27 protein-coding genes are annotated in these 26,953 nt (G+C 58.5%); 19 read left to right on the forward strand and 8 right to left on the reverse strand.

Features of this window, described 5'->3' with window-relative positions:
* The first annotated feature begins 3 nt into the window (after positions 1-3).
* From ACLHDD_RS04290 to ACLHDD_RS04355, 14 genes are all read left to right on the forward strand, one after another.
* Positions 4-567 carry a hypothetical protein gene (locus ACLHDD_RS04290; protein WP_427103077.1) on the forward strand — a complete coding sequence of 188 codons (564 nt, stop codon included), beginning with the start codon at positions 4-6 and terminating at the stop codon, positions 565-567.
* Positions 564-1,883, forward strand: coding sequence for an AMP-binding protein (locus ACLHDD_RS04295; protein ID WP_427103078.1), 1,320 nt, complete (start codon positions 564-566; stop codon positions 1,881-1,883). Before ACLHDD_RS04290 ends, ACLHDD_RS04295 begins: the two co-directional genes overlap by 4 nt.
* Positions 1,870-2,217 carry a hydroxymyristoyl-ACP dehydratase gene (locus ACLHDD_RS04300; RefSeq protein WP_427103079.1) on the forward strand — a complete coding sequence of 116 codons (348 nt, stop codon included), beginning with the start codon at positions 1,870-1,872 and terminating at the stop codon, positions 2,215-2,217. Before ACLHDD_RS04295 ends, ACLHDD_RS04300 begins: the two co-directional genes overlap by 14 nt.
* Positions 2,211-3,920 carry a glycosyltransferase family 2 protein gene (locus ACLHDD_RS04305; RefSeq protein WP_427103080.1) on the forward strand — a complete coding sequence of 570 codons (1,710 nt, stop codon included), beginning with the start codon at positions 2,211-2,213 and terminating at the stop codon, positions 3,918-3,920. The genes ACLHDD_RS04300 and ACLHDD_RS04305 overlap by 7 nt, the downstream gene beginning before the upstream one ends.
* Positions 3,913-4,326: an acyl-CoA thioesterase gene (locus ACLHDD_RS04310; protein WP_427103081.1), complete on the forward strand. Its 414-nt coding sequence runs from the start codon at positions 3,913-3,915 to the stop codon at positions 4,324-4,326. The genes ACLHDD_RS04305 and ACLHDD_RS04310 overlap by 8 nt, the downstream gene beginning before the upstream one ends.
* Complete coding sequence (locus tag ACLHDD_RS04315; RefSeq protein ID WP_427103082.1) at positions 4,320-4,928, forward strand: outer membrane lipoprotein carrier protein LolA; 609 nt, start codon at positions 4,320-4,322, stop codon at positions 4,926-4,928. Before ACLHDD_RS04310 ends, ACLHDD_RS04315 begins: the two co-directional genes overlap by 7 nt.
* Positions 4,915-7,221 carry an MMPL family transporter gene (locus ACLHDD_RS04320; RefSeq protein WP_427103083.1) on the forward strand — a complete coding sequence of 769 codons (2,307 nt, stop codon included), beginning with the start codon at positions 4,915-4,917 and terminating at the stop codon, positions 7,219-7,221. The genes ACLHDD_RS04315 and ACLHDD_RS04320 overlap by 14 nt, the downstream gene beginning before the upstream one ends.
* Positions 7,218-7,790 (forward strand): DUF3261 domain-containing protein, encoded by a 573-nt coding sequence (locus ACLHDD_RS04325; protein WP_427103084.1) that lies wholly within the window; start codon positions 7,218-7,220, stop codon positions 7,788-7,790. Before ACLHDD_RS04320 ends, ACLHDD_RS04325 begins: the two co-directional genes overlap by 4 nt.
* Complete coding sequence (locus tag ACLHDD_RS04330) at positions 7,787-8,941, forward strand: beta-ketoacyl-[acyl-carrier-protein] synthase family protein (RefSeq protein WP_427103085.1); 1,155 nt, start codon at positions 7,787-7,789, stop codon at positions 8,939-8,941. Before ACLHDD_RS04325 ends, ACLHDD_RS04330 begins: the two co-directional genes overlap by 4 nt.
* The gene (locus ACLHDD_RS04335; RefSeq protein ID WP_427103086.1) at positions 8,938-9,414 is read left to right on the forward strand and encodes a 3-hydroxy-fatty acyl-ACP dehydratase; all 477 of its coding nucleotides are present in this window, start codon (positions 8,938-8,940) and stop codon (positions 9,412-9,414) included. The genes ACLHDD_RS04330 and ACLHDD_RS04335 overlap by 4 nt, the downstream gene beginning before the upstream one ends.
* Positions 9,411-10,142 carry a 3-ketoacyl-ACP reductase FabG2 gene (locus ACLHDD_RS04340; RefSeq protein WP_427103087.1) on the forward strand — a complete coding sequence of 244 codons (732 nt, stop codon included), beginning with the start codon at positions 9,411-9,413 and terminating at the stop codon, positions 10,140-10,142. Before ACLHDD_RS04335 ends, ACLHDD_RS04340 begins: the two co-directional genes overlap by 4 nt.
* Complete coding sequence (locus tag ACLHDD_RS04345) at positions 10,142-11,374, forward strand: beta-ketoacyl-ACP synthase (protein ID WP_427105167.1); 1,233 nt, start codon at positions 10,142-10,144, stop codon at positions 11,372-11,374. Before ACLHDD_RS04340 ends, ACLHDD_RS04345 begins: the two co-directional genes overlap by 1 nt.
* A 130-nt stretch (positions 11,375-11,504) precedes the next feature.
* Positions 11,505-11,648 (forward strand): hypothetical protein, encoded by a 144-nt coding sequence (locus ACLHDD_RS04350; RefSeq protein ID WP_313652383.1) that lies wholly within the window; start codon positions 11,505-11,507, stop codon positions 11,646-11,648.
* Between the two features lie 37 nt (positions 11,649-11,685).
* The gene (locus ACLHDD_RS04355) at positions 11,686-11,859 is read left to right on the forward strand and encodes a hypothetical protein (protein WP_427103088.1); all 174 of its coding nucleotides are present in this window, start codon (positions 11,686-11,688) and stop codon (positions 11,857-11,859) included.
* Here the strand turns inward: ACLHDD_RS04355 and ACLHDD_RS04360 are convergent.
* Positions 11,847-13,010 (reverse strand): beta-glucosidase, encoded by a 1,164-nt coding sequence (locus ACLHDD_RS04360; RefSeq protein WP_427103089.1) that lies wholly within the window; start codon positions 13,008-13,010, stop codon positions 11,847-11,849. The genes ACLHDD_RS04355 and ACLHDD_RS04360 overlap by 13 nt on opposite strands.
* Before the next feature lie 151 nt (positions 13,011-13,161).
* Between ACLHDD_RS04360 and ACLHDD_RS04365 the strand changes: the two genes are divergently transcribed.
* Positions 13,162-14,622 carry a phospholipase D family protein gene (locus tag ACLHDD_RS04365; RefSeq protein ID WP_427103090.1) on the forward strand — a complete coding sequence of 487 codons (1,461 nt, stop codon included), beginning with the start codon at positions 13,162-13,164 and terminating at the stop codon, positions 14,620-14,622.
* Between the two features lie 245 nt (positions 14,623-14,867).
* Here ACLHDD_RS04365 and mdoC read toward each other — a convergent pair whose 3' ends face one another.
* A complete protein-coding gene (gene mdoC / locus ACLHDD_RS04370) occupies positions 14,868-16,010 on the reverse strand; it encodes a glucans biosynthesis protein MdoC (RefSeq protein ID WP_427103091.1) in 1,143 nt (380 codons plus the stop codon).
* Positions 16,011-16,277: 267 nt separating this feature from the next.
* Between mdoC and ACLHDD_RS04375 the strand changes: the two genes are divergently transcribed.
* From ACLHDD_RS04375 to ACLHDD_RS04385, 3 genes are all read left to right on the forward strand, one after another.
* Positions 16,278-17,813, forward strand: a complete 1,536-nt coding sequence (locus ACLHDD_RS04375; RefSeq protein WP_427105168.1) for a glucan biosynthesis protein G — start codon at positions 16,278-16,280, stop codon at positions 17,811-17,813.
* Complete coding sequence (gene mdoH / locus ACLHDD_RS04380) at positions 17,806-20,355, forward strand: glucans biosynthesis glucosyltransferase MdoH (RefSeq protein ID WP_427103092.1); 2,550 nt, start codon at positions 17,806-17,808, stop codon at positions 20,353-20,355. Before ACLHDD_RS04375 ends, mdoH begins: the two co-directional genes overlap by 8 nt.
* A 122-nt stretch (positions 20,356-20,477) precedes the next feature.
* A complete protein-coding gene (locus ACLHDD_RS04385; protein ID WP_427103093.1) occupies positions 20,478-20,720 on the forward strand; it encodes a YceK/YidQ family lipoprotein in 243 nt (80 codons plus the stop codon).
* Here the strand turns inward: ACLHDD_RS04385 and ACLHDD_RS04390 are convergent.
* From ACLHDD_RS04390 to ACLHDD_RS04400, 3 genes are all read right to left on the reverse strand, one after another.
* Positions 20,711-21,112 carry a MysB family protein gene (locus ACLHDD_RS04390; RefSeq protein ID WP_111138610.1) on the reverse strand — a complete coding sequence of 134 codons (402 nt, stop codon included), beginning with the start codon at positions 21,110-21,112 and terminating at the stop codon, positions 20,711-20,713. The two genes, ACLHDD_RS04385 and ACLHDD_RS04390, sit on opposite strands and share 10 nt — an antisense overlap.
* A gap of 131 nt (positions 21,113-21,243) precedes the next feature.
* On the reverse strand, positions 21,244-21,510 hold the full coding sequence (locus tag ACLHDD_RS04395; RefSeq protein ID WP_427103094.1) for a hypothetical protein: 267 nt from the start codon (positions 21,508-21,510) through the stop codon (positions 21,244-21,246).
* A 541-nt stretch (positions 21,511-22,051) separates the two neighbouring features.
* Positions 22,052-22,975 (reverse strand): Kdo(2)-lipid IV(A) acyltransferase, encoded by a 924-nt coding sequence (locus ACLHDD_RS04400; protein WP_427103095.1) that lies wholly within the window; start codon positions 22,973-22,975, stop codon positions 22,052-22,054.
* A 253-nt stretch (positions 22,976-23,228) separates the two neighbouring features.
* Between ACLHDD_RS04400 and ACLHDD_RS04405 the strand changes: the two genes are divergently transcribed.
* Positions 23,229-24,278 carry a rhodanese-related sulfurtransferase gene (locus ACLHDD_RS04405; protein WP_427103096.1) on the forward strand — a complete coding sequence of 350 codons (1,050 nt, stop codon included), beginning with the start codon at positions 23,229-23,231 and terminating at the stop codon, positions 24,276-24,278.
* Positions 24,279-24,317: 39 nt separating this feature from the next.
* On the opposite strand, the gene ACLHDD_RS04410 is transcribed toward ACLHDD_RS04405, so the two are convergent.
* The 3 genes from ACLHDD_RS04410 to solA all read right to left on the reverse strand — a co-directional run bounded on the left by ACLHDD_RS04410 (position 24,318) and on the right by solA (position 26,877).
* Positions 24,318-24,893, reverse strand: coding sequence for a YceI family protein (locus ACLHDD_RS04410; protein ID WP_427103097.1), 576 nt, complete (start codon positions 24,891-24,893; stop codon positions 24,318-24,320).
* 1 nt (position 24,894) lies between these two features.
* Positions 24,895-25,470: a cytochrome b gene (locus tag ACLHDD_RS04415; protein ID WP_427103098.1), complete on the reverse strand. Its 576-nt coding sequence runs from the start codon at positions 25,468-25,470 to the stop codon at positions 24,895-24,897.
* A gap of 294 nt (positions 25,471-25,764) precedes the next feature.
* Positions 25,765-26,877 carry an N-methyl-L-tryptophan oxidase gene (gene solA / locus ACLHDD_RS04420; protein ID WP_427103099.1) on the reverse strand — a complete coding sequence of 371 codons (1,113 nt, stop codon included), beginning with the start codon at positions 26,875-26,877 and terminating at the stop codon, positions 25,765-25,767.
* Between the last annotated feature and the right edge of the window lie 76 nt (positions 26,878-26,953).

Genomic DNA, 26,953 nt, shown 5'->3' on the forward strand with positions numbered 1-26,953 from the left:
GTCGTGCCTGCTGCCACACTTCGCCTGCTGAATCTGCTTACGCTGCTGGTCTGGCCTCTGCTGGTCTGGCTGGACGTGACGCAGCCGCGCTGGCAGGGTCTCTTCTGGCTGCTGGGGCTGCTGTTTAGTCTGCGCTGGCTGCAGCTGCGGCGTCAGCACCATGCCATGGGCGCCGTAATGGGCTGGCTGGCACTGCTCGGCGCGCTGCTCTGCGCCAGCAGCCAGCTCCTGCGCGCGCAGCATCTGCTGCTCTGGTATCCGGTCGCCGTTAATCTGGCGCTGCTGCTGGTCTTTGGCGGCTCCCTCTGGCGCGGCATGCCGCTGGTAGAGCGCATCGCCCGGCTGCGCGAGCCCGATCTGCCCGCAGCGGCCGTGCGCTACACCCGACGCGTAACCTGGATCTGGTGTCTGTTTTTTATGGCTAATGGCAGCGTGGCGCTGTTCACCTGCCTGTGGGGCGATCTGCGGCTCTGGACGCTGTGGAACGGCGGCATCAGCTACCTGCTAATCGGGCTGCTGATGGGCGCGGAATGGTGGGTCCGTCAGCGCGTGAGGCGTAAAGGGTGAGGGTGGCGACATGGCTGACCGGCCCCGATCGTGAAGTCGCCTGGCGCGGCGATCGAGCTCTGATGCTGAGCAGTATGCATCGTCAGGTCGTGGCGCTGAGCCAGCGGCTGGCGGCCCGGCCCGGCACGCACTGGGCGCTCTGTTTTGATGACAGTTACCGCTTTTGCGTGGCCCTGCTGGCCTGCTGGTATGCCGGTAAAACACCGGTGATGCCGGGCCACTGTCGCGCCGCCCTGCTGGATGAGATGCAGGAGAGACTGGATGGGGTCGTGTGCGACATGGTGCTGGCGGTGACGCTGCCCCAGCTGGCGTGGGACGATGCCGAAGCGCCAGGGCCACTGCCGCCGCTGTCTGAGAACGCCGGACTGGTGCTGTTTACCTCGGGATCGACCGGTACGCCGCGCCGGGTCGTCAGGACGCTGGCGGCGATGGAGCAGGAGAGTCGCTGGATCAGCACGCTGTGGGGTGCGCGGTTGCCGGGCTGCCGGGTTATTGCCTCGGTCAGCCATCAGCATCTCTACGGGTTATCCTTCCGGATCTTCCTGCCCATGATGCTCAGGCTGCCGTTTGCCGCCCAGCCGATCTTCTATGGCGAACAGCTGGCCCAGCTGCCGCGAAACGAGCGCTATCTTTTCGTCAGCAGCCCGGCCTTTTTGTCGCGACTGGACAGCACACTCGTGGCCCCTGTCTGTGAACGGATTGTCTCTGCCGGCGGTGTGCTGCACGATGCCGACGCGAAGCAGGCCTGGCAGCGCTTTGGCTGCCCGGTCAGTGAGATCTACGGCAGTACCGAAACCGGCGTCCTGGCCTGGCGCGTCTGCAATCGGCCAGAGCCTGACTGGCACGCTTTTCCTGAGGTCAGACTGGCGCAGACTGCGCCTGAACGCTGGCAGGTCTGGTCGCCACTGATCGGCCAGCCGAGCGGGCTGCCGCTGGACGATCGGATCATGATGCAGCCGGACGGCGGCTTCCGGCTGGCGGGCCGGCACGACCGCATCGTAAAAATCGGCGATAAGCGCCTGTCACTGAGTGAGATAGAGCGCCGCCTGCTCAGCCTGCCAGAGATCGCGGATGCGGCGGCGCTGGTTGTCACCCGCCACGAACGTCAGGCGATAGGCGTGGTGCTGTCGCTGCACACACCGCTGGATGAAGCGACACTGCTCCGGCGCAGGCAGCAGTGGAAACGGCAGCTTCAGCGCTGGCTGGAGCCGCTGGCGATGCCGCGCTACTGGCGGGTTGTCCCGGCCATTCCGGTTACGGCGCAGAGCAAACGTGCCTGGCCGCAAATAGAGGAACTTTTTCATGTTACCGATTGAACGCAGCCGACAGCAGCAGGATAAGAGCGTAACGCTGACCCTGCAGGTGGAGGCCGGACTGTTCTGGTTCCGGGGGCACTTCACGGACCTGCCGATTCTGCCCGGCGTGGCCCAGCTCAACTGGGTGATGCACTATGGAGTGTCGCTGCTGGCACCCGGAAAACAGTTTGCCGTGATGGATAACATCAAATTTCAGCAACCGGTGTTGCCCGACTCGCTACTGCAACTGTATCTCGACTGGGATGCCGAAAAATCGCGACTGAGCTTTTGTTACACCCTGCTGAAAGAGGAGGGTGAGCAGATCGCCAGTAGCGGGAAGATCACGCTGTGTTAAACACAACTTTCTCGCCTTGCGTGGTGATCCCCTGCTACAACCACGGCGCGATGATGGCGTCGGTGCTGGCGCGGCTGGCCCCGTTTAATCTGCCGGTGATCATCGTGGATGATGGCAGCGATGCCGCCACTCAGCTTCAGCTGGCGACGCTGCACGCACCGCAGCTCAGCCTGCTGCGGCTGGAGCGTAACCAGGGCAAGGGTGCCGCCGTGATCCACGGTCTGCGGGCGGCCGCGGCGCGCGGCTTCACCCATGCGGTGCAGCTGGATGCCGACGGCCAGCATCAGGCGGAGGATCTGCCGCTGATGCTGGCGGAGGCGGCACGCTATCCCGACGCGCTGATCTCCGGCCAGCCGCTCTACGATGATTCGATCCCCAAATCGCGCCTGTATGGTCGCTATATCACCCACTTCTGGGTCTGGATCGAAACGCTGTCACTGTCGATTCGCGACAGTATGTGTGGCTTCCGGGTCTATCCGCTGACGGCGACGCTGGCGCTGTGTGACCAGCGGGCCATCGGCCAGCGTATGGATTTTGACACCGAGATCATGGTGCGGCTCTACTGGCAGGGCACCCGCAGCCGCTTTATTCCGACCCGCGTTACCTATCCGGCGACCGGCCTGTCGCACTTCGATGCACTCTACGACAATCTGCGGATTTCCTGGATGCATACCCGGCTTTTTTTCGGCATGCTGCCGCGCATTCCGCGTCTGCTGGCGATGCATAAGCCGTCCGCGCACTGGTCAGTGGAAAGTGAACGCCGTGGCCAGTGGGGATTACGCTTTATGCTGGCCGTTTATCGCTACGGCGGTCGGCTGCCCTTTACGCTGTTGCTCTGGCCGGTCGTGGCAATCTACTGGCTCAGCGGGCAGCGTGCTCGACGCGCCTCCCGGCAATGGCTGGCGCAGGTTACCACGGCCGCGCAGCAGCAACAGGTTACGTTACCGCCACGCCTCAACAGCTATCGCCATTTTCTGCGCTTTGCCGGGGCGATGCTGGACAAAGTCGCCAGCTGGCGCGGCGATCTGCGCTGGGGCCGGGATATCGATTTTGCGCCAGGCGCGGAAGCGGTGATCCGCGCGCCCTCGCCACAGGGTAAGCTGATTCTCGCCTCCCATCTCGGCGACATCGAAGCCTGCCGGGCCATGGCGCAGCAGGTCAGCGGACTGGTGATCAATGCCCTGGTCTTTACCGACAATGCCCGGCGTTTCCGATCGGTACTGGAAACGATCGCGCCGCAGGCGGGCATCAACCTGATGCCGGTCAGCGATATCGGTCCGGAAACGGCGATCCTGCTGCAGCAGAAGCTGGAGGCGGGCGAATGGGTGGCGATCGTCGGCGATCGCACCGCGGTGAATCCGCAGCGTGGCGGTGAACGCCGGGTGATCTGGAGCGAGTTTCTGGGCCGCGCTGCACCTTTTCCGCAGGGGCCTTTTGTGCTGGCGGCCGCATTACGCTGCCCGGTACTGCTGATGTTCGCGCTGCGGCAACAGGGTAAACTGCGGGTGCACTGTGAACCCTTCGCCGACCCGCTGTTGCTGCCGCGCGCCGCGCGTCAGCAGGCGCTGCAGCAGGCGGTCGATCGCTACGCGGCGCGGCTGGCCCATTATGCCCTGCTGGCGCCGCTCGACTGGTTTAACTTTTTCGATTTCTGGACGCTGCCTGATCCACAGGCACATCACAAGGGGACTGACCATGACTGAACATCATGCTGAGGTTGTGCTGACTGTCTCATTCCACGACTGCGACCCTATGGGTGTGGTCTGGCACGGCAACTATTTCCGCTTTTTTGAAGTGGCGCGTGAGGCCCTGCTGCGCAGCATTAACTATAGCTATGCCGAGATGGCCGCTAGCGGTTACGTCTGGCCGGTAGTCGACACGCGGGTAAAGTATCGCCAGCCGCTGCGTTGTGAAGAGACAATTCGCGTCAGCGCCCGGATTACAGAATATGAAAATCGTCTGCGCATCGAGTATGCGATTCGCAACGCTGCCGGGGAGATCACCACTAAAGCACATACGCTGCAGGTGGCGGTCGAGCAGGCGACGCAGGCGTTGTGCTTTGTGTCGCCCGATATTTTACTGCAACGTTTAGGAGTGAAAGGATGCTGAAAATCGTGCTTACCGGGCTGCTACTGTGGGCCAGTGCCGCCAGCGCGGTCACGCTGGACCAGCTGCAGCAGCGTTTTGCCAGCCAGCCAGTGATCCGGGCTGACTTTACCCAGACGCGCACCATCGCCGGGATGCGCCAGCCGCTGGTGTCACACGGACAAATGCTGATCGCCCGCGAACAGGGATTATGGTGGCATCAGCAGACGCCGTTTGTCATGACGCTGCTGCTGGATGATAAACGCATGGTGCAGAGCCTGAGCGGCCAGAAACCGCAGGTGATCACAGCCGAAAGTAATCCGCAGATGTTTCAGTTCAACCATCTGCTGCGTGCGCTGTTTCAGGCCGATCGAAAAGTCCTTAATGAAAACTTCAGCGTGGCCTTTAGCGACCGCGGCAACGGCGCCTGGACGCTGGATCTGACGCCGAAGACGGCGCCACTGAATAAAATCTTTAACCGCATCTCGCTGGCGGGCAGCAGCTTTCTGGAGAGTATCAACCTGGATGACCGCCAGGGGGATAAAACCTGGATTGAGCTGACCCATACCCGAACCGAACCGTCGCAGCTGAGCGACGAAGAGAAGGCGCGTTTTGCCGGGCCGTAACGATCGCAGGCTGGCGCTTCTATGGCTGCTGCTCTGCCTGCTGCTGGCGGCAGCGCTCGCCTTTCTGCTGCCGCGCAGCCAGCTTAACAGCAGCGTGCTGGCGCTGCTGCCGCAGCAGAATCTTGGCGCAGCGCCATCGGCGCTGCAGCAGGGCTTTATGCAGCGGCTGGATCGCCAGCTGGTCTGGCTGGTTTCGCCCGGTCAACAGGACGATCCTCAGATTGCGGCCTGGTGGCTCGCGCAGCTGCGTTCGCTGCCTGAGCTGAAACAGGTCGGGGGCGATATTGATGCACAGCAGCAGCAGCAGTGGGGCCGGTTTGCCTGGCAGCACCGCAATGGATTAATCGATGCGGCGACCCGCAGCCGGTTGCAGAATGGCGGCGAGGCGCAGGCGGTCTGGCTGCTGGGACAGCTCTTTTCGGCCTTTTCTGGCGTCAGCAGTCAGGAACTGCAGGGCGATCCGCTGATGCTGGTGCGGGGTTCGCAGCTGGCGCTGGCCGGGAACGCAGGGCGTATGTCGCTGCATGATGGCTGGCTGACGGTCAGGGATGCGCAGGGAAAGCAGTGGTATTTTCTGCATGGCGAGCTGGCCAGTAATGCCTTCAGCATTGAGCAGAGCCATGCGCTGGTGACCCGGCTCAGTGCGCTGGAGCAACAGCTGAAAAAGCGCTGGCCGCAGGCGACACTGCTGACGCGCGGCACGGTGCTCTTCAGCGATAGCGCCAGCCAGCGGGCACAGCGGGATGTGAAAACCCTGGGCAGCGTGACGCTGGGCGGTGTCGTGCTGCTGGTGCTGCTGGTCTTTCGCTCGCTGCGGCCGCTGCTGCTGACGGTGACGTCCGTGGCGGTCGGCGCGCTGGCAGGCACGGTAGTGACGCTGCTCTGCTTCGGGGAACTGCATCTGATGACGCTGGTGATGAGCCTGAGTATTGTCGGTATCTCGGCGGATTATGCGCTCTACTATCTCACCGAGCGGATGGTGCACGGCGATCAGCAGACGCCGTGGCAGAGCCTGCGTAAAGTGCGCGGCACGCTGCTGCTGGCGCTCGCGACCACCGCCATCGCCTGGCTGCTGATGCTACTGGCACCGTTTCCGGGACTGCGTCAGCTGGCGGTGTTTGCCGCCAGCGGATTAACCGCCTCCTGCCTGACGGTAATTCTGATTTATCCATGGCTGGTTCGTGGTCTGCCTGTACGCCCGGTGCCACTGATGGTGACGCTGGCACGCTGGCTGGCCGCCTGGCGTCGCCAGCGCGGGCTGCGCGTGGGACTGCCGCTGGCGATGGCGATTTTTGCTCTGGCCGGGATCGCCCAGCTGAAGGTAGATGATGACATCGCGCATCTGCAAAGCGCCCCGGCCCCTCTGCTGGAGCAGGATCGCCAGCTGGCCAGCCTGACCGGACAGCGCGCCGATCAGACCTGGTTTGTTGTCTGGGGCCAGGATGCGCAGCAGACGCTGCAGCGGCTGGAGACTCTGGCCCCGGACCTGCAGCGGGCGCAGCAGCAGGGCTGGCTGCAACACTTTCGCCTGTTGCCGCTGTCGTCGCTGGCCCGTCAGCAGCAGGATCTCCGGCTACTGAACCAGGCCGCACCGCATATCCGGGCCCACCTGCAGCAGGCCGGAATGGCGCTGGCCGAACCGGACCTGAAGCCGATGCCGGTTACGCCAGCAGCCTGGCTGGCGAGCCCGCTGAGTGAAGGCTGGCGGCTGCTCTGGCTGACGCTGCCTGACGGGCGCAGTGGAGTGCTGGTGCCCGCCAGCGGTGTCCGGAATAGTGCCGCTCTCACGGCGCTGGCGGCACAGCACCCGGGCGTCAGCTGGATCGATCGCAAGGCAAGCTACGATGCGCTGTTCAGCTTCTGGCGCACTCTGCTCAGCGGATTACTGGCGCTGGCGCTGGCGTTGATCACGCTGAGCTTTGTGCTGCGGCTGGGCGTCAGCGCGGGTCTGCGCAGCGCGCTGCCGTCGGTGTTGTCGCTGGCGATGGCGCTGGCGACCCTGGGCTGGACAGGTGCCTCGCTGAACCTGTTTGCCCTGCTGGCGCTGATTCTGGTGCTGGGCATCGGCATCAATTACACGCTCTTTTTCAGCAACCCGCAGGGGACACCGCTGACCTCGCTGCTGGCGGTGTCGCTGGCGATGATCACCACCTTACTGACGCTGGGGATGCTGGTTTTCAGCAGCACCAGCGCGATTGCCAGTTTTGGCACCGTTTTATGCAGCGGCATCTTCAGCGCGTTCCTGCTGTCGCCGTTGGCGATGCGACCTACCCGATCAAGGAGTAAACGATGATCCGTGCCGCCTCCATTCTGCTGACGGCTCTGCTGCTCAGCGCCTGCGCCGGACCGGCCCCCGACAGCCGTCGTCCCACCGCCTGGCTGAAGCCGGGTGTGAAAGTCACGCTGCCGTCACCGGGTATTGAACCGGCTTTTCAGCAGCAGCAGTTGCTCACCGGGCAGGTAAAGGGGCGCAGCCAGTCGCTACTGGTGCTGCTCAGCGCCGATAAGCAGCAGATCGATCTGGCGGGACTCTCGTCGGTGGGTATCCGGCTGTTCAGCCTGCGCTACGACGCCAGCGGTATCCACACTGAGCAGCTGATGCCACTGCCGCAGATGCCGCCCGCCAGCCAGGTTCTGGCGGATATCATGCTCAGCTACTGGCCCGTGGCCCACTGGCAGGCCGTGCTGCCAGCGGGATGGACGCTGCAGGATCAGGGATTAAAGCGAAAACTGTTCGATACCGATAACCATCTGGTGACCGAAATTGACTATCTGCAACGCGGTCAGCAACGCCAGCCGATCGGCATCCGGCAGTATGCTTTCGGCTATCAGATCCATATTCAACAGCTGGACGCCTCATGATCTATATCGCTGCTACCGGCATGCTGAATGCCCTGGGGAACGACAGCCAGCAGATTGCGACGAACCTGAAACAAGGGAAGGCGCCTGGGATGCAGCGCTGTCAGGGCTGGCTGAGCAGCGGCCGGGCCTGCTGGCTGGGGCAGGTTGAAGGCGCGTTACCGCCAATCCCGGTCGACCTGCGCGCGCACAACACCCGTAATAATCAGCTGCTGCTGGCCGCGCTGGCCCAAATCCGCCCGGCGCTCGACGCAGCGATTGCCCGCTATGGCGCCAGCCGGATTGCGATCGTGCTGGGCACCAGCACCTCAGGCGTGGATGAGGGTGACGAGCAGATCTGCGGCAGACAGCCCGATTATCACTACCAGATGCAGGAACTGGGCGACCCGTCCCGTTTTCTGGCGCACTATCTGCGTCTGGATGGCCCGGCCTACACGATTTCGACCGCCTGCTCCTCCAGCGCCCGCGCAATTATCAGTGGCGAGCGGCTGATCGCGGCGGGGCTGGCCGATGTGGCGCTGGTGGGGGGAGCGGACTCGCTGAGCCGGATGCCAATTAACGGTTTTGACAGCCTGGCCTCGCTCTCTGAACGACGCTGTGCGCCTTTCAGCCGCGAGCGCGACGGCATCTCGATTGGGGAAGGGGCCGCACTGATGCTGCTGACGCGCGAGCCGCAGCCGCTGGCGCTGCTGGGCGCGGGCGAGTCTTCTGATGCCTGGCACATGTCCGCGCCGCATCCCGAAGGCGAGGGCGCTGAGCGGGCGATGCGGATGGCGCTGCAGCGGGCCAGCCTGCAGCCAGCGCAAATCGGCTACATCAATCTGCACGGTACCGCCACACCGCTTAACGACCAGATGGAAGCCGGAGTGATCCAGCGCCTGTTCAGCAACCGCGTGCCATGCAGCTCGACTAAACATCTGACCGGCCATACGCTCGGCGCGGCGGGCGTCTGCGAAGCGGCCCTCAGCGCGCTGATTCTCCAGGAAAATCTGCCGCTGCCCGCGCAGGATTTCAGCGAGGCAGCGCAGGATGAAACGCTGCCGGACTTCGGCCTGCTGTTACGGCCGCAGGCGCTGCAGCGGCCTGTCATCGCCTCTAACTCTTTCGCCTTTGGCGGTAATAATACCTGTCTGATTCTGGGACGTGTTTCATGATTTTACCTTCTCCTGCGGCACACTGGCTGCCGCACGCTGCACCGATGCTGCTGCTTGATCAGCTGATTGCCGTCGATGATGTGCAGGTTCACTGCCAGGTCTCGACCGCGGCAGAGGGCGTACTGGCGCCGTTTCTGACGCCAGAGGGTGAACTGCCCGCATGGTTTGGCGTCGAGATTATGGCGCAGACCGTGGGCGTCTGGTCGGGCTGGCACGCCCGGCAGGGCGGCGCGACACGGATTCCGCCCGGCATGCTGCTGGGCGGACGCGGCTGGCGGGCAGAGCAGCCACTGTTTCCTGCGGCGGTCACGCTGGATATCCACATGACGTTGCTGATGCGCGACGATCGCATGGGCAGTTTTGAAGGTGAAATCCGTGCTGGCACGCAGCTGCTGGCCAGCGGTCGCCTGAATACCTATCAACCCAATGAAGAAGAATTACAGCAATTAATGTTACAAGGAAAACAGCCATGACAGAGTCGGTATTAGTCACGGGCGCCAGTAAAGGCATCGGCCGCGCAATTGCGCTGCGTCTTGCTCAGGATGGCTATCAGGTTATCGTGCATTTTAATCGCGATCGCGCTGGCGCTGAGCAGTGCCTGCAGCAGATCGAGACCGCTGGCGGCAGCGGCCGTCTGCTGAGCTTTGATGTCGCCGATCGGACGGCGACCCGCGCTGCGCTTGAGGCGGACATTGCAGAGCATGGCGCCTATTACGGCGTGGTCAGCAATGCGGGCATCACCCGTGATGCGGCCTTTCCGGCCCTGACGGATCAGGAGTGGGACAGCGTCATCCACACCAATCTCGACAGCTTCTACAACGTGATTCAGCCCTGCGTGATGCCGATGATCGGCCTGCGACGCGGTGGCCGCATCATTACGCTCTCTTCGGTTTCCGGAATAATGGGGAATCGCGGGCAGGTCAACTACAGCGCGGCCAAGGCGGGCATTATCGGTGCCACCAAAGCGCTGGCGATTGAGCTGGCCAAACGTAAGATCACCGTTAACTGCATCGCACCTGGCCTGATCGATACCGGCATGGAAGGGCTGGCACCGCAGGTGGTTGATGAAGCGATGAAACTCGTGCCGATGAAGCGCATGGGTGCAGCCGAAGAGGTTGCCGGCCTGGCAAGCTATCTGATGTCCGATATCGCAGGCTACGTCACGCGCCAGGTCATTTCGATTAATGGAGGCATGTTGTGATGCAGCGCGTTGTCGTAACCGGAATGGGCGGCGTGACCGCCTTTGGTGAATCTTGGGCGGAGATTTCCGCCCGCATCCGTGCGGGCCGCAACGCGGTACGCTTTATGCCAGAGTGGCAGGTCTATGACGGACTGCACACCCTGCTGGGTGCGCCGGTGGATGCGTTCACGCTGCCTGCGCACTACACCCGCAAGCGTATCCGGGCAATGGGCCGTGTGTCATTACTGGCGACCCGTGCGACCGAACTGGCGCTGACCCAGGCGGGCCTGATTGACCATCCGGTGCTGACCAGTGGTGAAACGGGTATTGCCTACGGCTCCTCAACCGGCAGCACCGGGCCGGTGAGCGAGTTCGCCACCATGCTGACCGAGAAGCACACCAACAACATCACCGGCACCACCTACGTGCAGATGATGCCACACACCACTGCTGTCAACGCCGGGCTCTTTTTTGGCCTGCGCGGACGGGTCATCCCCACCTCCAGCGCCTGTACCTCCGGCAGCCAGGCCATTGGCTACGCCTGGGAGGCAATTCGTCACGGTTATCAGACAGTGATGGTGGCGGGGGGAGCGGAAGAGCTCTGTCCGTCAGAAGCGGCGGTGTTCGATACGCTGTTTGCCACCAGCCAGCGTAATGACGCACCGCACACCACCCCGGCCCCGTTTGACCAGCAGCGCGATGGCCTGGTGATTGGCGAAGGGGCGGGGACGCTGATTCTGGAGTCGCTGGAACATGCGCAGGCTCGCGGCGCGACGATCTACGCCGAACTGACCGGCTTTCACACTAACTGCGACGCCGCACATATTACCCAGCCGCAGCGGGAAACCATGCAAATCTGCATTGAGCGGGCGCTGCAGAGCGCCGGGATCACGGCGGCCGAGATCGGTTATGTGAACGCACATGGCACGGCGACTGAGCGGGGTGATATGGCGGAAAGTCTGGCGACGGCCGCGGTGTTCGGGAACGCCACGCCCCTCTCCTCGCTGAAATCTTACTTCGGGCATACGCTGGGCGCCTGCGGAGCGCTGGAAGCCTGGATGAGCATCGAAATGATGCGTGAAGGGTGGTTTGCACCGACGCTTAACCTGACCCAGCCAGCCGCCGACGGTGGGGCGCTCGACTACATCATGGGCGCGCCTCGCGAGATTGAGACGGACTATATTCAGAGCAATAATTTTGCCTTTGGCGGGATTAACACGTCGCTGATTTTCAGACGCTGGCGCGGCCTCTGATCGCCGGCCCGTGTCACCCGACACGGGCCGGTTTCTTTTCCGGACAAAAGAAACTGACGGTTACCGCCCTTTCCTTTACACTCTTCTTCACCGCGACAGCCCCGGCGGCCCCTATTTGCACAGGAAAGTTATGTCGTTACCCTTGCCGCCCGACGATCAGGACGAGCCGATTCGCCAGTCACTTGACGATGCGCACTTTGCCATTGTGGTGCTTGCGGTGACCTCGGTAACGCTTATAATCTTTGTGCTCATGGTGACACTCTGGATGAGCTGACACGCTCAGCGTCAACGGACGGGATGAGGAGAAGGCAATGGACTCCGGCGATGATAAAGTGATCGCAATTATTGGTTTACTGGCGGCCTGTCTTATCGGGGTGACATTCCTGGTGACGATGGTCTGGCTGACCGACATTCGCCATCCTGTCGATCCCTCCCTGGACGTTCACACCTGTACCCCTAAAAAGAACCGCATTCAGCACGCCTGATTGCGGGTGGCAAACTTAATCTGCTGACTGCGCAACACCAGTGCTAACGCCTCGTGCAGATTACGATTGCCGTTAGGATCGGCTAACCCCAGCAGCGGACCGGGCGAACGCCGATCGTCGGCCCAGGCAGGATACCCGACCACCGGATAGAGCGAAATGCCCTCCACGGCGATGCCCTGATCCAGCGCCACCGCCACATTTTCCGCAATCTCCTGCAGCCAGGCGGCGCGCGCATCACCCTCTGCACCCGTTTCGGCGATCACCATCGGACGCTGATAGCGCTGCCAGCACCGGGCCAGCAGAATATGCAGCGGTTCCCGCTCGGGATCCGTCAGGGACATCGGCTGATCGGGAAAAAACCAGTGGTTATCGGGATAGTAGTTCAGACCAAGGATATCCAGGCAATCTTCACTGCCACCCAGCTCCTTATCCACCCGGCCAGCCAGCATGTCCCAGGCTTCAAACTGCGCCTGGTGCTGCGCATCGGCGCAGGGCTTGCTGTCCGGGTTGTCGGGGTGATGGGCGATCTGCACCAGTGGATCGGTCAGAACAAAACGTGCGTCGGGATAGACCTCGCGAATGGCATGAATCGCGGCCAGCGAAGCCCGCACCAGCTGGCGTTTCAGCTCCTTACCCCGCCGGGCGACATGAGGGTTGAACCAGGCGACCTCCGCCCCGGCCCATGACCAGAACGAAATCTGATTAACCGGGGTAAAGAAGGGGCGCTCAATCCCCCGATCGCGCATCAGCAGGGCCATAGCGCGGGCAAAGCGGCGAAAGTGATCAACGAACTCCGCTTTCCAGATATTCAGGTGATCGGGGTAGCCGAAATGGGCCAGTTCCCAGATGATCTCAATCTGCTGACGCTGTGCGGCATCCACCATCGGCAGAAAGCTCTGCCAGTCATACTGGCCTGGGATCTTTTCGATCAGATGCCAGCGCGCGCCGTCGCGGGCGGTCAGCAAATGTTGTGCGGCCAGGGCAGCGTAATCTTTTTCCAGTAGCATGTCGTGTCCACTGCTGATCACCATGTCGAGCCGTTTTCCCGGTGTGCGACAGGCAGCAGAACAGGGGAAACTGCCTTGAAAAAAGCTGCGGAACAGGCTGGGATGGTAACGCGGGCCGGTATCTGTAAGGGGGTAGTAAGACATATTCCTCTCCTGCCGGCCATTGCCGGTCACAGATCGTCCGGTTAAGTCTAGACTAAAAACGCCCGCACCTTTCATGCATTCGGAACAGCGGTATAGCGCCAGCGACCGGGCCGGGGAATAATAAAATAACAGCCTCTTACAGGGAATTGTCATGACCGAAGCGTTAGAGCTCTCCCAGTCATCGGAACGTGCCAGCTGGCTGCAAAGCCGGCTGGAACCCGAGTGTCAGCGCCATCCGGGGCTGAGCGGTATTCATCAACTTAGCGACGGGCTGGATGCCTTTGCCGCACGCTATCTGCTGATACAGAAAGCAGAGCGGTCACTCGATATTCAGTATTACATCTGGCAGAACGACCTGTCGGGACGGTTGCTGTTCAGCGCCGTGCTGGAGGCCGCCCGGCGCGGCGTGAAGGTGCGACTGCTGCTGGATGATAACAATACGCCGGGTCTGGATGACACGCTGGCACAGCTAAACCGTCATCCGGGAATAGAGGTGCGGCTGTTTAATCCCTTTTCTTTCCGCACCCTGCGTGCGCTGGGTTATCTCACCGATTTTGCCCGGCTGAATCGCCGGATGCACAATAAAAGCTTTACCGTCGATGGCGTCACGACTGTGGTCGGTGGCCGTAATATTGGCGATGAATATTTCGGCACCGGCAGTGAACCGCTGTTTGCCGATCTCGACGTAATGGCGATTGGCCCGGTGGTCAGCGAAGTGGCTGACGATTTTGAACGTTACTGGCACAGCAAGCCGGTGTCGCCGCTGCAGCAGGTGCTGGATGCAGAGGATCCGGAAGAGGACAGCGTCAGTCTGCCTGCTGAGTGGCGTCACAGTGAATCGGTGCAACGCTATCTTAAGCGTCTGGAAAATGCCACGCTTCTGCAGGCACTGGAGACAGGCACGCTACCTCTGACCTGGGCCCGGGCGCGCCTGCTGAGCGACGACCCGCGCAAGGGGCTGGGTAAAGCACGCGCCCGGACGCTGCTGCCGCAGCGGATGCTGGAGGTGATAGGCACGCCACAACACCAGTTCGACATCATTTCTGCCTATTTTGTGCCGACCCGCGCAGGCGTGGCCCAGCTGCTGGCGCTAAAGCGTAAAGGGGTTAAAATTGCCATTCTGACCAATTCGCTGGCGGCCAACGATGTGTCGATTGTCCACGCCGGTTACGCCAAATGGCGTAAAAAACTGCTGCGCCACGGGATTGCGCTGTATGAGCTGAAACCTCAGGCGACCCTGCAGGATGCGCCGCACGACCGGGGATTAACCGGCAACTCCGGCTCCAGCCTGCATGCCAAAACGTTCTCGGTTGATCAGCAGACGCTCTTTATTGGCTCGTTTAACTTTGACCCCCGTTCTGCCGTGCTGAATACTGAAATGGGGCTGGTGATTGAAAGTACGGCGTTGGCCGGAGAGACGCATCAGCGTTTCAGCCAGTCGATGCGCGACCGGGCCTGGACGCTGCGGCTGGATAAGTGGGGGCGGGTTAACTGGCTGGAGTACCCTGGCGAAACGCAGCAGATTGTGCATAAGCATGAACCGGGCTGCTCCTGGTGGCAGCGGCTGCAGGTGCGACTGGTCTGGCGGCTGCCCATTGAGTGGCTGCTGTAAACCTGCACCTGCGCCTCCACAGGCTCTGGGAATCTTAGCTTTCCGCACAGACGCTAAACCCGCCCTCCAGGGCGGGGGCAGCACGGGCGATTATGCACCTCATCCCTGAGGTACGCCCGTTGCCGGACCCGCGCGTTGCGTCGTTCAACAACGCGCCCGGCGTTTTTGTCCGGGGCCCGTTATACGTTGCTACAGGCCAGTGCTCTCATCCCGTTAAGTGTGAGCGCTGTCTCTGGATCACACCCTTACTGGTCAGAACCGGCTTGTTTACGCTCAAACTTTCCTGAGAACAGGAAGCGCAGCAGCGGAATCCGCAGGTGAATCTCATAGAGCAGAAACGCGATGCCAAACACCATCAGCAGCCCTGTGAAAAAGCCCAGCGTGTTGTTTTCGATCCGTGGCGTGACATAAATGCCATACAGCAGCGTCAGCGGATGGTGCACCAGATAGATAAACAGCGACGCATTGACCAGATACATGATGCGCGGGGAATGCGAGTTAAGCAGTTTGTGACCCACGCAGAAGCAGACGTTCAGCATACAGAGTCCCATCAGCGTCGTGATGAGGGCATCCATCTCATATAACCAGCCATCGCCACTGCCCAGACGCTGATTGGTGCAATAGGCGACAAACAGCAGTAGCGCGCCACTCCACATCATCGGACTGAATCGCACAAACAGCTGCTTCAGCGGTGGATGTTTCCACGCCAGCGCCCCCAGCATAAAGAAAGGCAGATAAAAGAGCGTCTGCATCACGACAATGTTGAACAGGCCATCCATCAGCCAGTTCGGCTGAAAGATAAACACCAGACGACGGAACAGACACCACGCCAGCGCCCACGCCAGCACGCCGCCCGCGAGGGCTCCCCAGCCGACCCGGGAGTAGTCGATAGTGCGATGCTGATCGCGCAGCCAGCGGAACGTTACCATGCCCAGCGTGGTCAGCATGACCAGTACGAGCAGGAACCACAGGTGTGAAATCAGCTCCCACATCAGGTTATTAAACTTCTGATAGGGGGTAAAGCGGGGCCAGTCAGCCAGCTTATCGGTCCAGGCCTTCAGCATGAAAAACTGCGGCAGGGTGATGAGCGGAACCGCAGTCAGCATCGGGATCCCGACACGCTCCAGCCGTACCTTCAGGAAACGCCGGGGCTGATAGCGCAGATAAAGCATGTAGGAGAAGTAGCCTGATATGACAAAAAAGACCTGCATACGAAAGGAATGGATAAAATCATTCAGCAGCGTCAGCCACAGCGAAGCCTCCTGGCTGTTCACTGCCCATTTCTGCGCGGAGTAGATGAGGGAAACATGAAAGGGCACCCCCAGTAACATCAGATACGCGCGAATAGAGTCGAGGAAGTATTCACGTTCAGGTTTTACAGTACTCATAAAGTTCCAGTTCGTTAGTACGGTTGGCCAGTTTCACCCTGAAACCGGATTATCATCGTATGAAATTCTAGCTGTGATAAAGCACGTATACTATCAGTGAAATCCGGAGTGTCTAATTGTCCTAAACTGGCGTTAAGTCCGCTGAAATTCAGGAACAATCTTGCGCATGAGCTGTCGGAAAACCGAATAATCCATTAAGATAAACGGGTTTGATTTAAGCACACGAAAGGGGGGGATGTGCTGACTAAAGAAAAAAATAAAGCCGGACTGATGAAGGTACGCTGGATGGGTACTGCGGTTCTGCTGGCATTGTATGCCAACAACAGTTGGGCGTTTACTATTGATGATGTTGCAGTTCAAGCCAAAGCGTTGGCAGGGAAAAGCTTCGAAGCGCCTAAAAGCAATTTACCCTCTCAATTTCGTGAAATGAAATTTGCTGACTATCAGCAAATCCAGTTTAACCACGATAAAGCGTACTGGGGCAAACTGCGCACGCCGTTCAAGCTGGAGTTCTATCACCAGGGGATGTACTTCGACACCCCGGTGCAGATCAATGAGGTGACCGCCAGCGCGGTGCGTGAGATTAAATACAACCCCGATTATTTCAATTTCGGTAACGTAAAACATGACGCCGATGCGGTAAAAAACCTCGGCTTTGCCGGTTTCAAAGTCCTTTACCCGCTGAACAACAAGGGTAAAAGCGATGAGATTGCCAGCTTCCTGGGGGCCAGCTATTTCCGCGTGATCGGTGCCGGTCAGGTCTATGGCCTGTCTGCGCGTGGACTGGCCATCGATACGGCGCTGCCGTCCGGTGAAGAGTTCCCGCGCTTTAAAGAGTTCTGGATTGAGCGGCCGAAGCCGCAGGACAAACAGCTGGTGATCTACGCGCTGCTCGACTCGCCTCGCGCGACCGGCGCGTATCGCTTTGTGCTGCGTCCGGGTGAGGCCTCAACGGTTGACGTACAGTCGAAGGTTTACCTGCGTGATAACGTCGGCAAACTGGGCATCGCTCCGCTGACCAGTATGTTCCTGTTTGGCCAGAATCAGCCGTCTGCGGTAAACAATTTCCGTCCGGCACTGCACGATTCAGACGGTCTCTCTATCCATAACGGTAACGGCGAGTGGATCTGGCGTCCGCTGAACAACCCGCGTCATCTGGCGGTCAGTACCTATACCATCGAAAATCCAAAAGGCTTTGGTCTGCTGCAGCGCGGCCGTGACTTCAGCAACTATCAGGATCTGGACGATCGTTACGACCTGCGTCCAAGCGGCTGGGTTGAGCCGTTAGGCGACTGGGGTAAAGGCCGGGTTGAACTGGTCGAAATTCCGACGGCGGATGAAACCAACGACAACATCGTTGCGTTCTGGACGCCGGAGAACCTGCCAGAGCCTGGCAAAGAGATGAACTTCACTTATCGTCTGCACTTCTCGCGCGACGAAAACAAGCTGCACTCCGACGATACCGCGTGGGTCAAAAATACCCTGCGTTCGGCGGGAGATGTGAAGCAGTCTAATCTGGTGCGTCAGCCGGATGGCACTGTGGCCTTTACCATCGACTTTGTGGGTAAAGACATGAGCAGGATGGCGGAAAACAGTCAGGTTGCGCCACAGGTCAGCGTTGGCAAAAATGCCGATGTGGTTGAGCAGAGCGTACGTTATAACCCGGTCACCAAAGGCTGGCGTCTGGTGTTACGTCTGCGAGTGAAAGATGCCAAACAGTCTACCGAAATGCGGGCGGCGCTGGTCAGCGGCGACAAGACATTGACGGAAACCTGGAGCTATCAGTTACCTGCCAATGAATAAATCGACTTTTACACCTCAACGTTATGTGGAATCTCTGCCGCTGGATGCGGCAGGGAAGGCACGTCTCAGCGGTTCTTTACAGAATGCCGGGGCGTTCCACTTCATCCATGATGCGCTGGGCAAGGATGTTGCTGCCAGCGATCGCCCCGACGATGCACCGTTAAAATCGGTCTCATCGAGGGTTGAAATGGCCTGGCCGGATTCCCTAGCCGGCGGTCAGCAGCTGGGCAAAGATGATCTTGACCGCACCACGCTGAAGGCGATGCCAAAGGTTAAACGCTCTCTGATGTTCCCGGAAGCGTGGCGAACCAACCCGGTCGCCCGTGCCTGGGACTCACTGCGTGGACACAAATCGGTGCCGCGTTACGCCAATGCGGAAGAGCAGCGTGCGGAAGAGAAGTGGCGTCATGTCGGGTCGATTCGCCGCTATATCCTGCTGATTCTGACTCTCTTTCAGACTGTCGTCGCCACCTGGTACATGAAGAGTATTCTGCCGTATCAGGGCTGGACGCTGCTGGATCCGATGGAGATGATCAACCAGAACTGGCAGCAGTCTGTGATGCAGATTCTGCCCTATGTGTTGCAGACCGGTATCCTGTTCCTGTTTGCGATCCTGTTCTGCTGGGTCTCTGCGGGCTTCTGGACAGCTCTGATGGGCTTCCTGCAGCTGCTGATCGGGCGGGATAAATACAGTATCTCCTACTCGACCGTCGGGGATGAGCCGCTGAATCCGGCGCATCGCACCGCGCTGATCATGCCTATCTGTAACGAAGACGTGGAGCGTGTTTATGCGGGTCTGCGTGCGACCTGGGAATCCGTGGTTCGCACCGGTAACGCCGATCACTTCGACGTCTACATTTTAAGCGACAGCTATGATGCGGATATCGCCATCGCCGAACAGAAAGCCTGGATGGAGCTGGTACGCGATGTGGGTGGCGCGGGCCGGATCTTCTATCGCCGTCGTCGTCGTCGTGTGAAGCGTAAAAGCGGCAACATCGATGACTTCTGCCGTCGCTGGGGCAGCAACTACAGCTATATGGTGGTGCTGGACGCCGACAGCGTCATGAGCGGAGAGTGTCTCACCGGTCTGGTGCGCATGATGGAAGCCAATCCGAATGCCGGGATTATTCAGTCGTCGCCAAAAGCCTCAGGTATGGACACGCTCTATGCGCGCTGTCAGCAGTTTGCGACCCGCGTCTACGGTCCGCTGTTTACCGCCGGTCTGCACTTCTGGCAGCTGGGTGAGTCGCACTACTGGGGCCACAACGCCATTATCCGTGTGAAACCCTTTATCGAGCACTGCGCACTGGCGCCGCTGCCGGGTGAGGGCTCTTTTGCCGGTTCCATTATGTCGCATGACTTCGTGGAAGCTGCGCTGATGCGTCGTGCCGGCTGGGGTGTCTGGATTGCCTATGACCTGCCTGGCTCTTATGAAGAGCTGCCACCAAACCTGCTGGATGAGCTGAAGCGTGACCGTCGCTGGTGTCATGGTAACCTGATGAACTTCCGCCTGTTCCTTGTGAAAGGGATGCACCCGGTTCACCGTGCGGTGTTCCTGACGGGCGTGATGTCTTATCTGTCGGCGCCGCTCTGGTTTATGTTCCTGGCGCTGTCTACCGCCCTGCAGGTGGTGCATACGCTGATGGAACCGACCTACTTCCTGCAACCGCGGCAGCTGTTCCCGGTCTGGCCGCAGTGGCGTCCCGAGCTGGCCATCGCGCTCTTCTCGACCACGATGGTGCTGCTGTTCCTGCCGAAGATGCTGAGCGTCGTGCTGATCTGGTTCAAAGGATCGAAAGCCTATGGCGGCCCGCTGCGCCTGCTGGCGTCGCTGGTGCTGGAAACGCTGTTCTCGGTGCTGCTGGCACCGGTGCGCATGCTGTTCCATACGGTGTTCGTGGTCAGCGCCTTCCTGGGCTGGGAAGTCGTGTGGAACTCGCCACAGCGTGATGACGATGCGACGCCGTGGAGCGAAGCGTTTAAACGTCACGGTTCACAGATGGCACTGGGCCTGGTGTGGGCGATTGGTATGGGCCTGCTGGATCTTAATTTCCTGTGGTGGCTTGCGCCGATTGTCTTCTCCCTGATCCTGTCGCCGTTTGTTTCGGTGATGTCGAGCCGCGCCACGCTGGGGCTGAAAAGCAAGCGGGCGAAGCTGTTCCTGATTCCGGAAGAGTACGCGCCGCCGCAGGAGCTGGTGGACACCGATCGCTATCTGGAGCTGAACCGCGAACGCGCGCTGGAAAATGGCTTTATGCACGCGGTATTCCACCCTGCGTTTAACGCGCTGGCAACGGCGCTGGCGACCTCGCGTCACAAGCAGAGTCAGTTACTGGATTATGCCCGCGATCGTCGTGTGGACCAGGCGCTGAGTGATACGCCGGATAAACTGAGCCGCGACCAGCGTCTGCAGCTGATCAGTGACCCGGTGGTGCTGGCCCGCGTTCACACCCGGCTGTGGGAAGAAGCGGACAAGTATCATCAGTGGGTGGAGAGCTATCAGAAACTCTCACTCAACCCCCACGCGCTGAAAAACGCGTAATCAGAAAAAGCGGCAGCGATGCCGCTTTTTTTCGTTTAAAAACAGCAGGACAGTGGTAGATTGAAACAGACCGTCACCGCAGCGCGCGTGACAATCTCAATGGCTCTCTGGGGCGGATATCAGTGGTAAACAGGTTTTTAAAGGCGGGCGTTATCGGCGTGGCTGTGATTTGCCTGAGCGGATGCGGCAGTATTATCAGCCGGACTTTTGCGGGGCAGGGGCACGGTAATCAATACTATCCCGGTGTGCAGTGGGATGTCCGCGACAGCGGATGGCGGATCCTGACAATCCTCGACCTGCCGCTGTCGCTGGTAGTAGACACCCTGTTATTGCCTGTGGATGCCCAACACGGTCCTTACGAGTAGCTGCGATCAGAATCGCTGTTATCGTCTTCCCACTCCTGGGCCGCGGCTTCACCCTCTTCGGTGTCCAGCGGTGGCTCAAGCTGAAACTCGCCGTCGTCCCACTCGTGCAGGGTATTTTCCGCTAACCACTCCTGACGCAGTTCCACTTCGTCAAAGTCAGCATCAAAAATGGCCTGAGCAGCTTCACCGCTGCGGTAAGGCATGCATTCCCCGGTATCGCCTTCATCTTCCAGGAACTCAGCCTGCCACATGATATCGCCATCCTGCATCACATACTTCTGCAGACCAAACTGGCTGATCGACGCATCTTCTTCCTCAAGCTCCGGGTGATTTGCGAGGAACTCTTCACGTGCAGCATCAATGGCTTCCTCTAACGTACTGTACATGCTCATTGCGCTTCTCCTTTACGGGTTCATTGACTGCGGGTTGATGTGATTTCAGTGAAGGATAGACGAAATTCCGGGGAGGGAAAGGCGCGGCCAGTGCAACTGACGGGAAATAAGCCATTTCCCGTCAGCAGACATCAGATCATCTTTTGCGGGAAGTGCAGAACCGGCTGAACAGACTCATGGATTACGGGTGCCGAGTAGCGGATACAGCATTTGATGCAGGGCTTCACCTTTTTAAAATTAATGCGGGCGATGGAAAGTGCCTGGCTCAGGTTATATAGCGTACCGATAAAGATAACCGCCTCTTTATCCGGCATCCGCTTACAGCCTTTACGATGAAGAAAGTGATAGTTTTCCTGATCGGTACTGATAGTCACGTAATAGTAGAGACCTTTGTTCATATTATCTGTCCCGTTAGAGGTTTGCTGTGTGTAATCTTTTTTTATAATTCTGTCAGAACCGTTAAACGCCTGACTGTTCAGCCAGAAATTACCGGGAACGATAACTTTCTTCAAATGCCATAACGGTCTATCAGGCTGTTAAATAATTGTAAAATGGAATATAAGTCAAATCCCGCCAGCAATCCCCTGTAAAATAAGTTAATTTTTATCAATTCATTAGCGGAGAGATACCATTAAGCGCGGCTAAATAGGATTAGGCCTGGCACGATGAATAATCAGCGCCAGAATAAAGTCGATATATTCTGCAGAAAACTTAATGAATAAAAAGCTAAAAGTCACGTATGCCGCCTGCGCTATTCTGAATTAATAAGTGACTGTAATTATAATCGGACAACGGGAAGAGAAATAAACCTGATCTGTATTAATGCCTGGCGCTGCTGCTACGCGGCAAAAAGGATGAAAAAGGGGACGACTGATTTAATTAGCAGGCAGGGAGATCAGAAACGCGCTGAATGCCTGTCAGGCATTCAGCGCGAAGAGACTAGTAGCGCGAAGGCTCACCTTCCGGACGCGTTTTAAAACGACGGTGGAGCCACATATACTGTTCCGGTGCCAGCAGTACGCCTTCTTCAACCACTTTATTCATTCTGGCTGCAGTGACCTCGTCGCTTTCCAGCGTAAATTCACTGCTGATGTCGGGCAAAATCATCAGTTCATAGCCGCGCCCATCCGGCAGACGACGGGGCACAAACGGGATGACGGCAGGTTTACCGGTACGGATCAGCAGATGCGTGCCCACTGTCGTAGCGGCCTTGTCTACAGCGAAAAAGGGAACAAAGACACTGCTGCGCGGGCCATAGTCGTGGTCAGGCGCGTACCAGATAATTTCGCCCTGTTTCAGGGCACGAATCATTCCCTTGAGATCTTTACGATCGATCATGCTCTTGTTCGATCGCATCCTGCCTTTCACCTGCAGCCAGTCAATCAGCTTATTGTCATTCGGACGGTAGACGCCAATCCCGGGATTGTGAATACCAAACATGCGCGCACCAATTTCCAGCGTCAGAAAGTGCATACCAATAAGCAGTATGCCGCGCTGGCTGTCATGTGCCTGCTGAATATGCTCCAGACCTGAAGGTTTGTGCCATTTATTGATACGCCAGTCAGGCCAGAACCATGCCATGCCGGTTTCGATCAGGCCCATGCCGACGGATTCAAAATTGTGCTTAATCATCGCTTCGCGCTCATTAACCGGCATATCCGGGAAGGTTAATTCCAGATTCCGTCGGGCGATGCTGACGCGGCGCTTCATAAACCGCATCCCGATACGACCAATATTGCAGCCGAGAACATAGAGCAGGGGATAAGGAAGTAGCACCAAAAGATAAAGAGAAGCGACACCCAGCCAGGCCAGCCAATAGCGCGGGTGAAGCAGTTCTCGTGAAAACTGAGGCAACTGAGTCATATAAAGGTTAATTTTCCTGCGTCGCGCACCGTGCGGTGCTGATATTTCGTTAATTTATGCCATTGTGCCAGTTTTTATCGTGCGCATAAATATCGGTGACAGCACAGACGGTTGCGTGACGAATACCGCTCAGACAGGAGTGGTGATAAAAACAGCAACTGACGATCATTACTGACACTGGCCTTTGCATCCCGCTGAAATCAGGTATCATGTTGCCGCTAAATTTCACCTATTGATAACAGGAAAGAACACCATGCCAGTGTTACATAACCTCGTTTCCAATAAAGAGCTGAAAGCGCGCATGCTGGCTGAAACCGAGCCGCGCACCACAGTCTCTTTTTACAAGTATTTCCAGATTGCCGATCCGAAAGCTTTCCGCGACGCGCTCTATGTTGGCCTGACCGCGCTCAAGGTCTTTGGCCGCGTCTATGTGGCGCACGAAGGCATCAACGCGCAGATTAGCGTGCCCGCCAGTCAGTATGAAAAGATGAAAGCGTGGCTCTATGAGTTCGATCCGGCGCTGAACAATCTGCGGATGAACATCGCCCTGGATGATGATGGGAAATCGTTCTGGGTACTGCGTCTGAAAGTGCGCGATCGCATCGTCGCCGATGGGATTGAGGATAAGACGTTCGATGCCAGCAATGTGGGGCACTACCTGAAAGCGGCCGACGTTAACGCCATGCTGGACGATCCCGACGCGCTGTTTGTGGATATGCGCAACCACTACGAATATGAAGTGGGACGCTTCGACAACGCGCTGGAAGTGCCTGCCGACACCTTCCGCGATCAGCTGCCAATGGCGGTTGATATGCTGAAGGATAAGAAAGACAAAAAAATCGTGATGTACTGCACGGGCGGGATCCGCTGTGAAAAGGCGAGTGCCTGGATGCGTCATAACGGTTTTGAGGATGTCTACCACGTCGAAGGCGGTATTATTGAGTATGCCCGCCGTGCCCGTGAGCAGGGATTACCGGTTCGCTTCAAAGGCAAAAACTTCGTCTTTGATGAGCGTATGGGTGAGCGGATCTCCGATGATGTGCTGTCGAACTGCCATCAGTGCGGTGAGCCCTGCGATACCCACGTCAACTGCGTGAATGACGGCTGTCACCTGCTGTTTATTCAGTGTCAGCGTTGTGCAGAGAAGTTTGAAAACTGCTGCAGCCCGCTCTGCCAGGAAGAGGCAAAACTCTCGCCGGAAGAGCAGCGTGCCCGCCGGGCAGGACGCGAGAACGGTAATAAGATCTTTAACAAGTCCCGTGGCCTGTTAAATATGACCATTCCCGCGCCGCAGAAGAAATAAGCGTGGCCGCCTGAAGTGCGCTTCAGGCGGTTTGCTGTTTTACTGACGTACGCCTTCCACCGAGATCATCAGCTGAACCTTCTGTGAAGCCGGGCCCAGATCTTTGTTGATATTGAAATCCTTCAGGGCAATTTCTCCCTCTGCTTCAAAGCCAGCGCGGTAGCCGCCCCAGGGATCTTTTCCTTCGCCCAGCATTTTTGCTTCCAGCGTCACCGGTTTTGTCACGCCGTTCAGCGTCAGATCGCCGGTAATCTCAAATTCATCGCCCTCTTTTTTCACCGCTGTTGATTTAAAAGTCGCCTGCGGGTTTTTGCTGCTATTCAGGAAATCTGCGCTGCGCAGATGTTTATCGCGCTCGGCGTGATTGGTATCGATACTGGCGGTGTCAATCGTCACCTCCACCTTGTCTGCCGCGGGATTTTTCTCATCAAAGGTAAAACGGCCATCGAACGTTTTAAAGGTGCCATACAGCCAGCTGTAACCGAGATGCTGAATACGGAACTGAATAAAGGCGTGCTGGCCCTCCTTGTCGATTTTGTAGTCCGCTGCATGGACGCTCAGTGAACCGAGCAGCAGGCTGGCGCTGGCCATCGCCAGTAATGTTTTCCTGAACATATTATCTATCCTTTTCAAGGGGAGTGGAGAGGGGATAACCGGACATCCGTTTCAGGGTGCTATCGCGGTCGATAAAATGGTGTTTCAGCGCCGCGAGACCGTGCAAAACCGAAAGAATAACTACCGTCCAGGCGAGCCAGAGATGAATATCGCCCGCCAGATCGGCCTGTTCGCCCGCGCCGCTGAACAGAGCAGGCAGAGTAAAGAGGTTAAAAACGGCGACAGGCTTTCCGTCCGCGGTGGAGATCAGATAGCCGCTAATCAGAATCGCCAGCAGCAGGGTGTAGAGGAGCAGGTGCGCTACCACGGCGCTGATGCGCACCCGTGGCGAATAACTGCTCAGCGGTCTGGGCGGCGGGGAAATAACGCGCCACAGCAGGCGAACAATCAGCGTCAGAAACAGGATTACGCCGATGCTTTTATGTATCTCCGGGGCGTCATGATACCAGCTATCATAATAGCCGAGGCCGACCATCCATAATCCCAGTGCAAACATGGCATATATTGCCAGCGCCATTGACCAGTGCAGCAGAACAGCAATCAGCCCGAACTGATGAGGGGTATTACGTATTATCATAGTGATGCGTTCAGGAAGAAATAATATGAAACAAGCATCTGCATTATGAAATACAAAAGCAACTGCCCTTACGTTTCTATAAAATTTCGCAGGGCGGAATAATTGATTGAATAAAAGTCAGGATATTGCGCAATATTCCTGAATGAGAATTTTCCAATCCGGCAAGCAGTCAACGAAATAACGGGAGAATTAACATTTCGGGCAAAAAAATGGCGCCCTGCATGTCAGGAATATTCAGGTTTCGTCAATTTTTGTCGGCCGGAGGGGGTAAGTGCGATCCCTCCGGCATCGGCATCAGAAGCGGGAGAGGCGGAACGGGGTTAAATCAAAGGAGAAGGGTTTTTCCTGAGCAAACTCTGTCGCCAGCTCGCCTAACACGCTGGCAAATTTAAATCCATGTCCGCTGAGGCCGGTTATCACCAGACGGTTGGGTTCACCCGGCAGGGTATCAATAATAAAGTCCTCATCCGGACTGAAGTCGTAGCTGCACGCTTCACCATGCAGACAGACACCCACGCCGGGTAAAAACTGCCGCAGGAAGCTGAAGGCTTCGCTGCCATCGGAGGCGACGGTGCCAAAGGGCTTGCGATCTTCGGGCTGCTGCATCAGCTGCCCGCCATCATGACGGCCCACTTTCAGGGCGTTGTTATCCGCCGGGAAGCCGTAGAACTGGCTGCCGTCGCGCATCTCCACGGTAAAGCCGGGGAACCGATTATTTTCACTGTAGCGGCCGTCGGCCTGATACCAGGCAAACACTTTGCGAGTCGGCGCGACCGGCAAATCCGGAACGAGTTTTCCCACCCAGGTGCCCGCGCTGACCAGCATTTTACGACTCCTGTAGATGCCATCCAGGGTGGTGACCTGCTGCAGGTCGCCGTCGCGGCCCAGCGAGGAAACCGGGCAGTTGAACAGCTGCGCACAGCCCGCCTGTTCGGCCAGCTGGATCCAGCTGCGCACCGCCTGCTCGCATTTCAGAAAACCGGACTGCGGTTCGAAGACGCCCAGATAGCCCTCTGGCACATTAATCTGCGGCCAGCGTTTGCGCACCTCATCGGGCTGCATCACCTGGATATTGAGCTGCCAGCGGGTGGCGCTGTCAATGACGTTGCGGATAAACGGCGACGCAAGAGGGGCCAGGTTCAGCACGCCGCTGCGATGCATGATGCGTTCGCCAGCCTGCTGTTCCAGCTCATCCCACAGCGTCTGCGCCCGCAGCACCAGCGGCACATAGCGCTCGCCTTCGCCGTAGGCGTGACGAATCAGCCGGCTCTCGCCATGATGGGTGCCTTGCTGGTGGGGGGGATGGGCGCTGTCGATCATCAGCACCGATAACCCTGCCTGGGTGGCATAGTAGCCTGCCGCCGCGCCCACCGAGCCGCTGCCAACGACAATAAGATCATAAATCATGAGAACCACGCTCTAAGAGTCAGATAATCAAAAGCATACCAGAAACAGAAACGAAAAAGGCACCCCTGAGGGTGCC

Source organism: Pantoea sp. NSTU24 (genome assembly GCF_050157905.1).
Classification (GTDB): domain Bacteria; phylum Pseudomonadota; class Gammaproteobacteria; order Enterobacterales; family Enterobacteriaceae; genus Pantoea.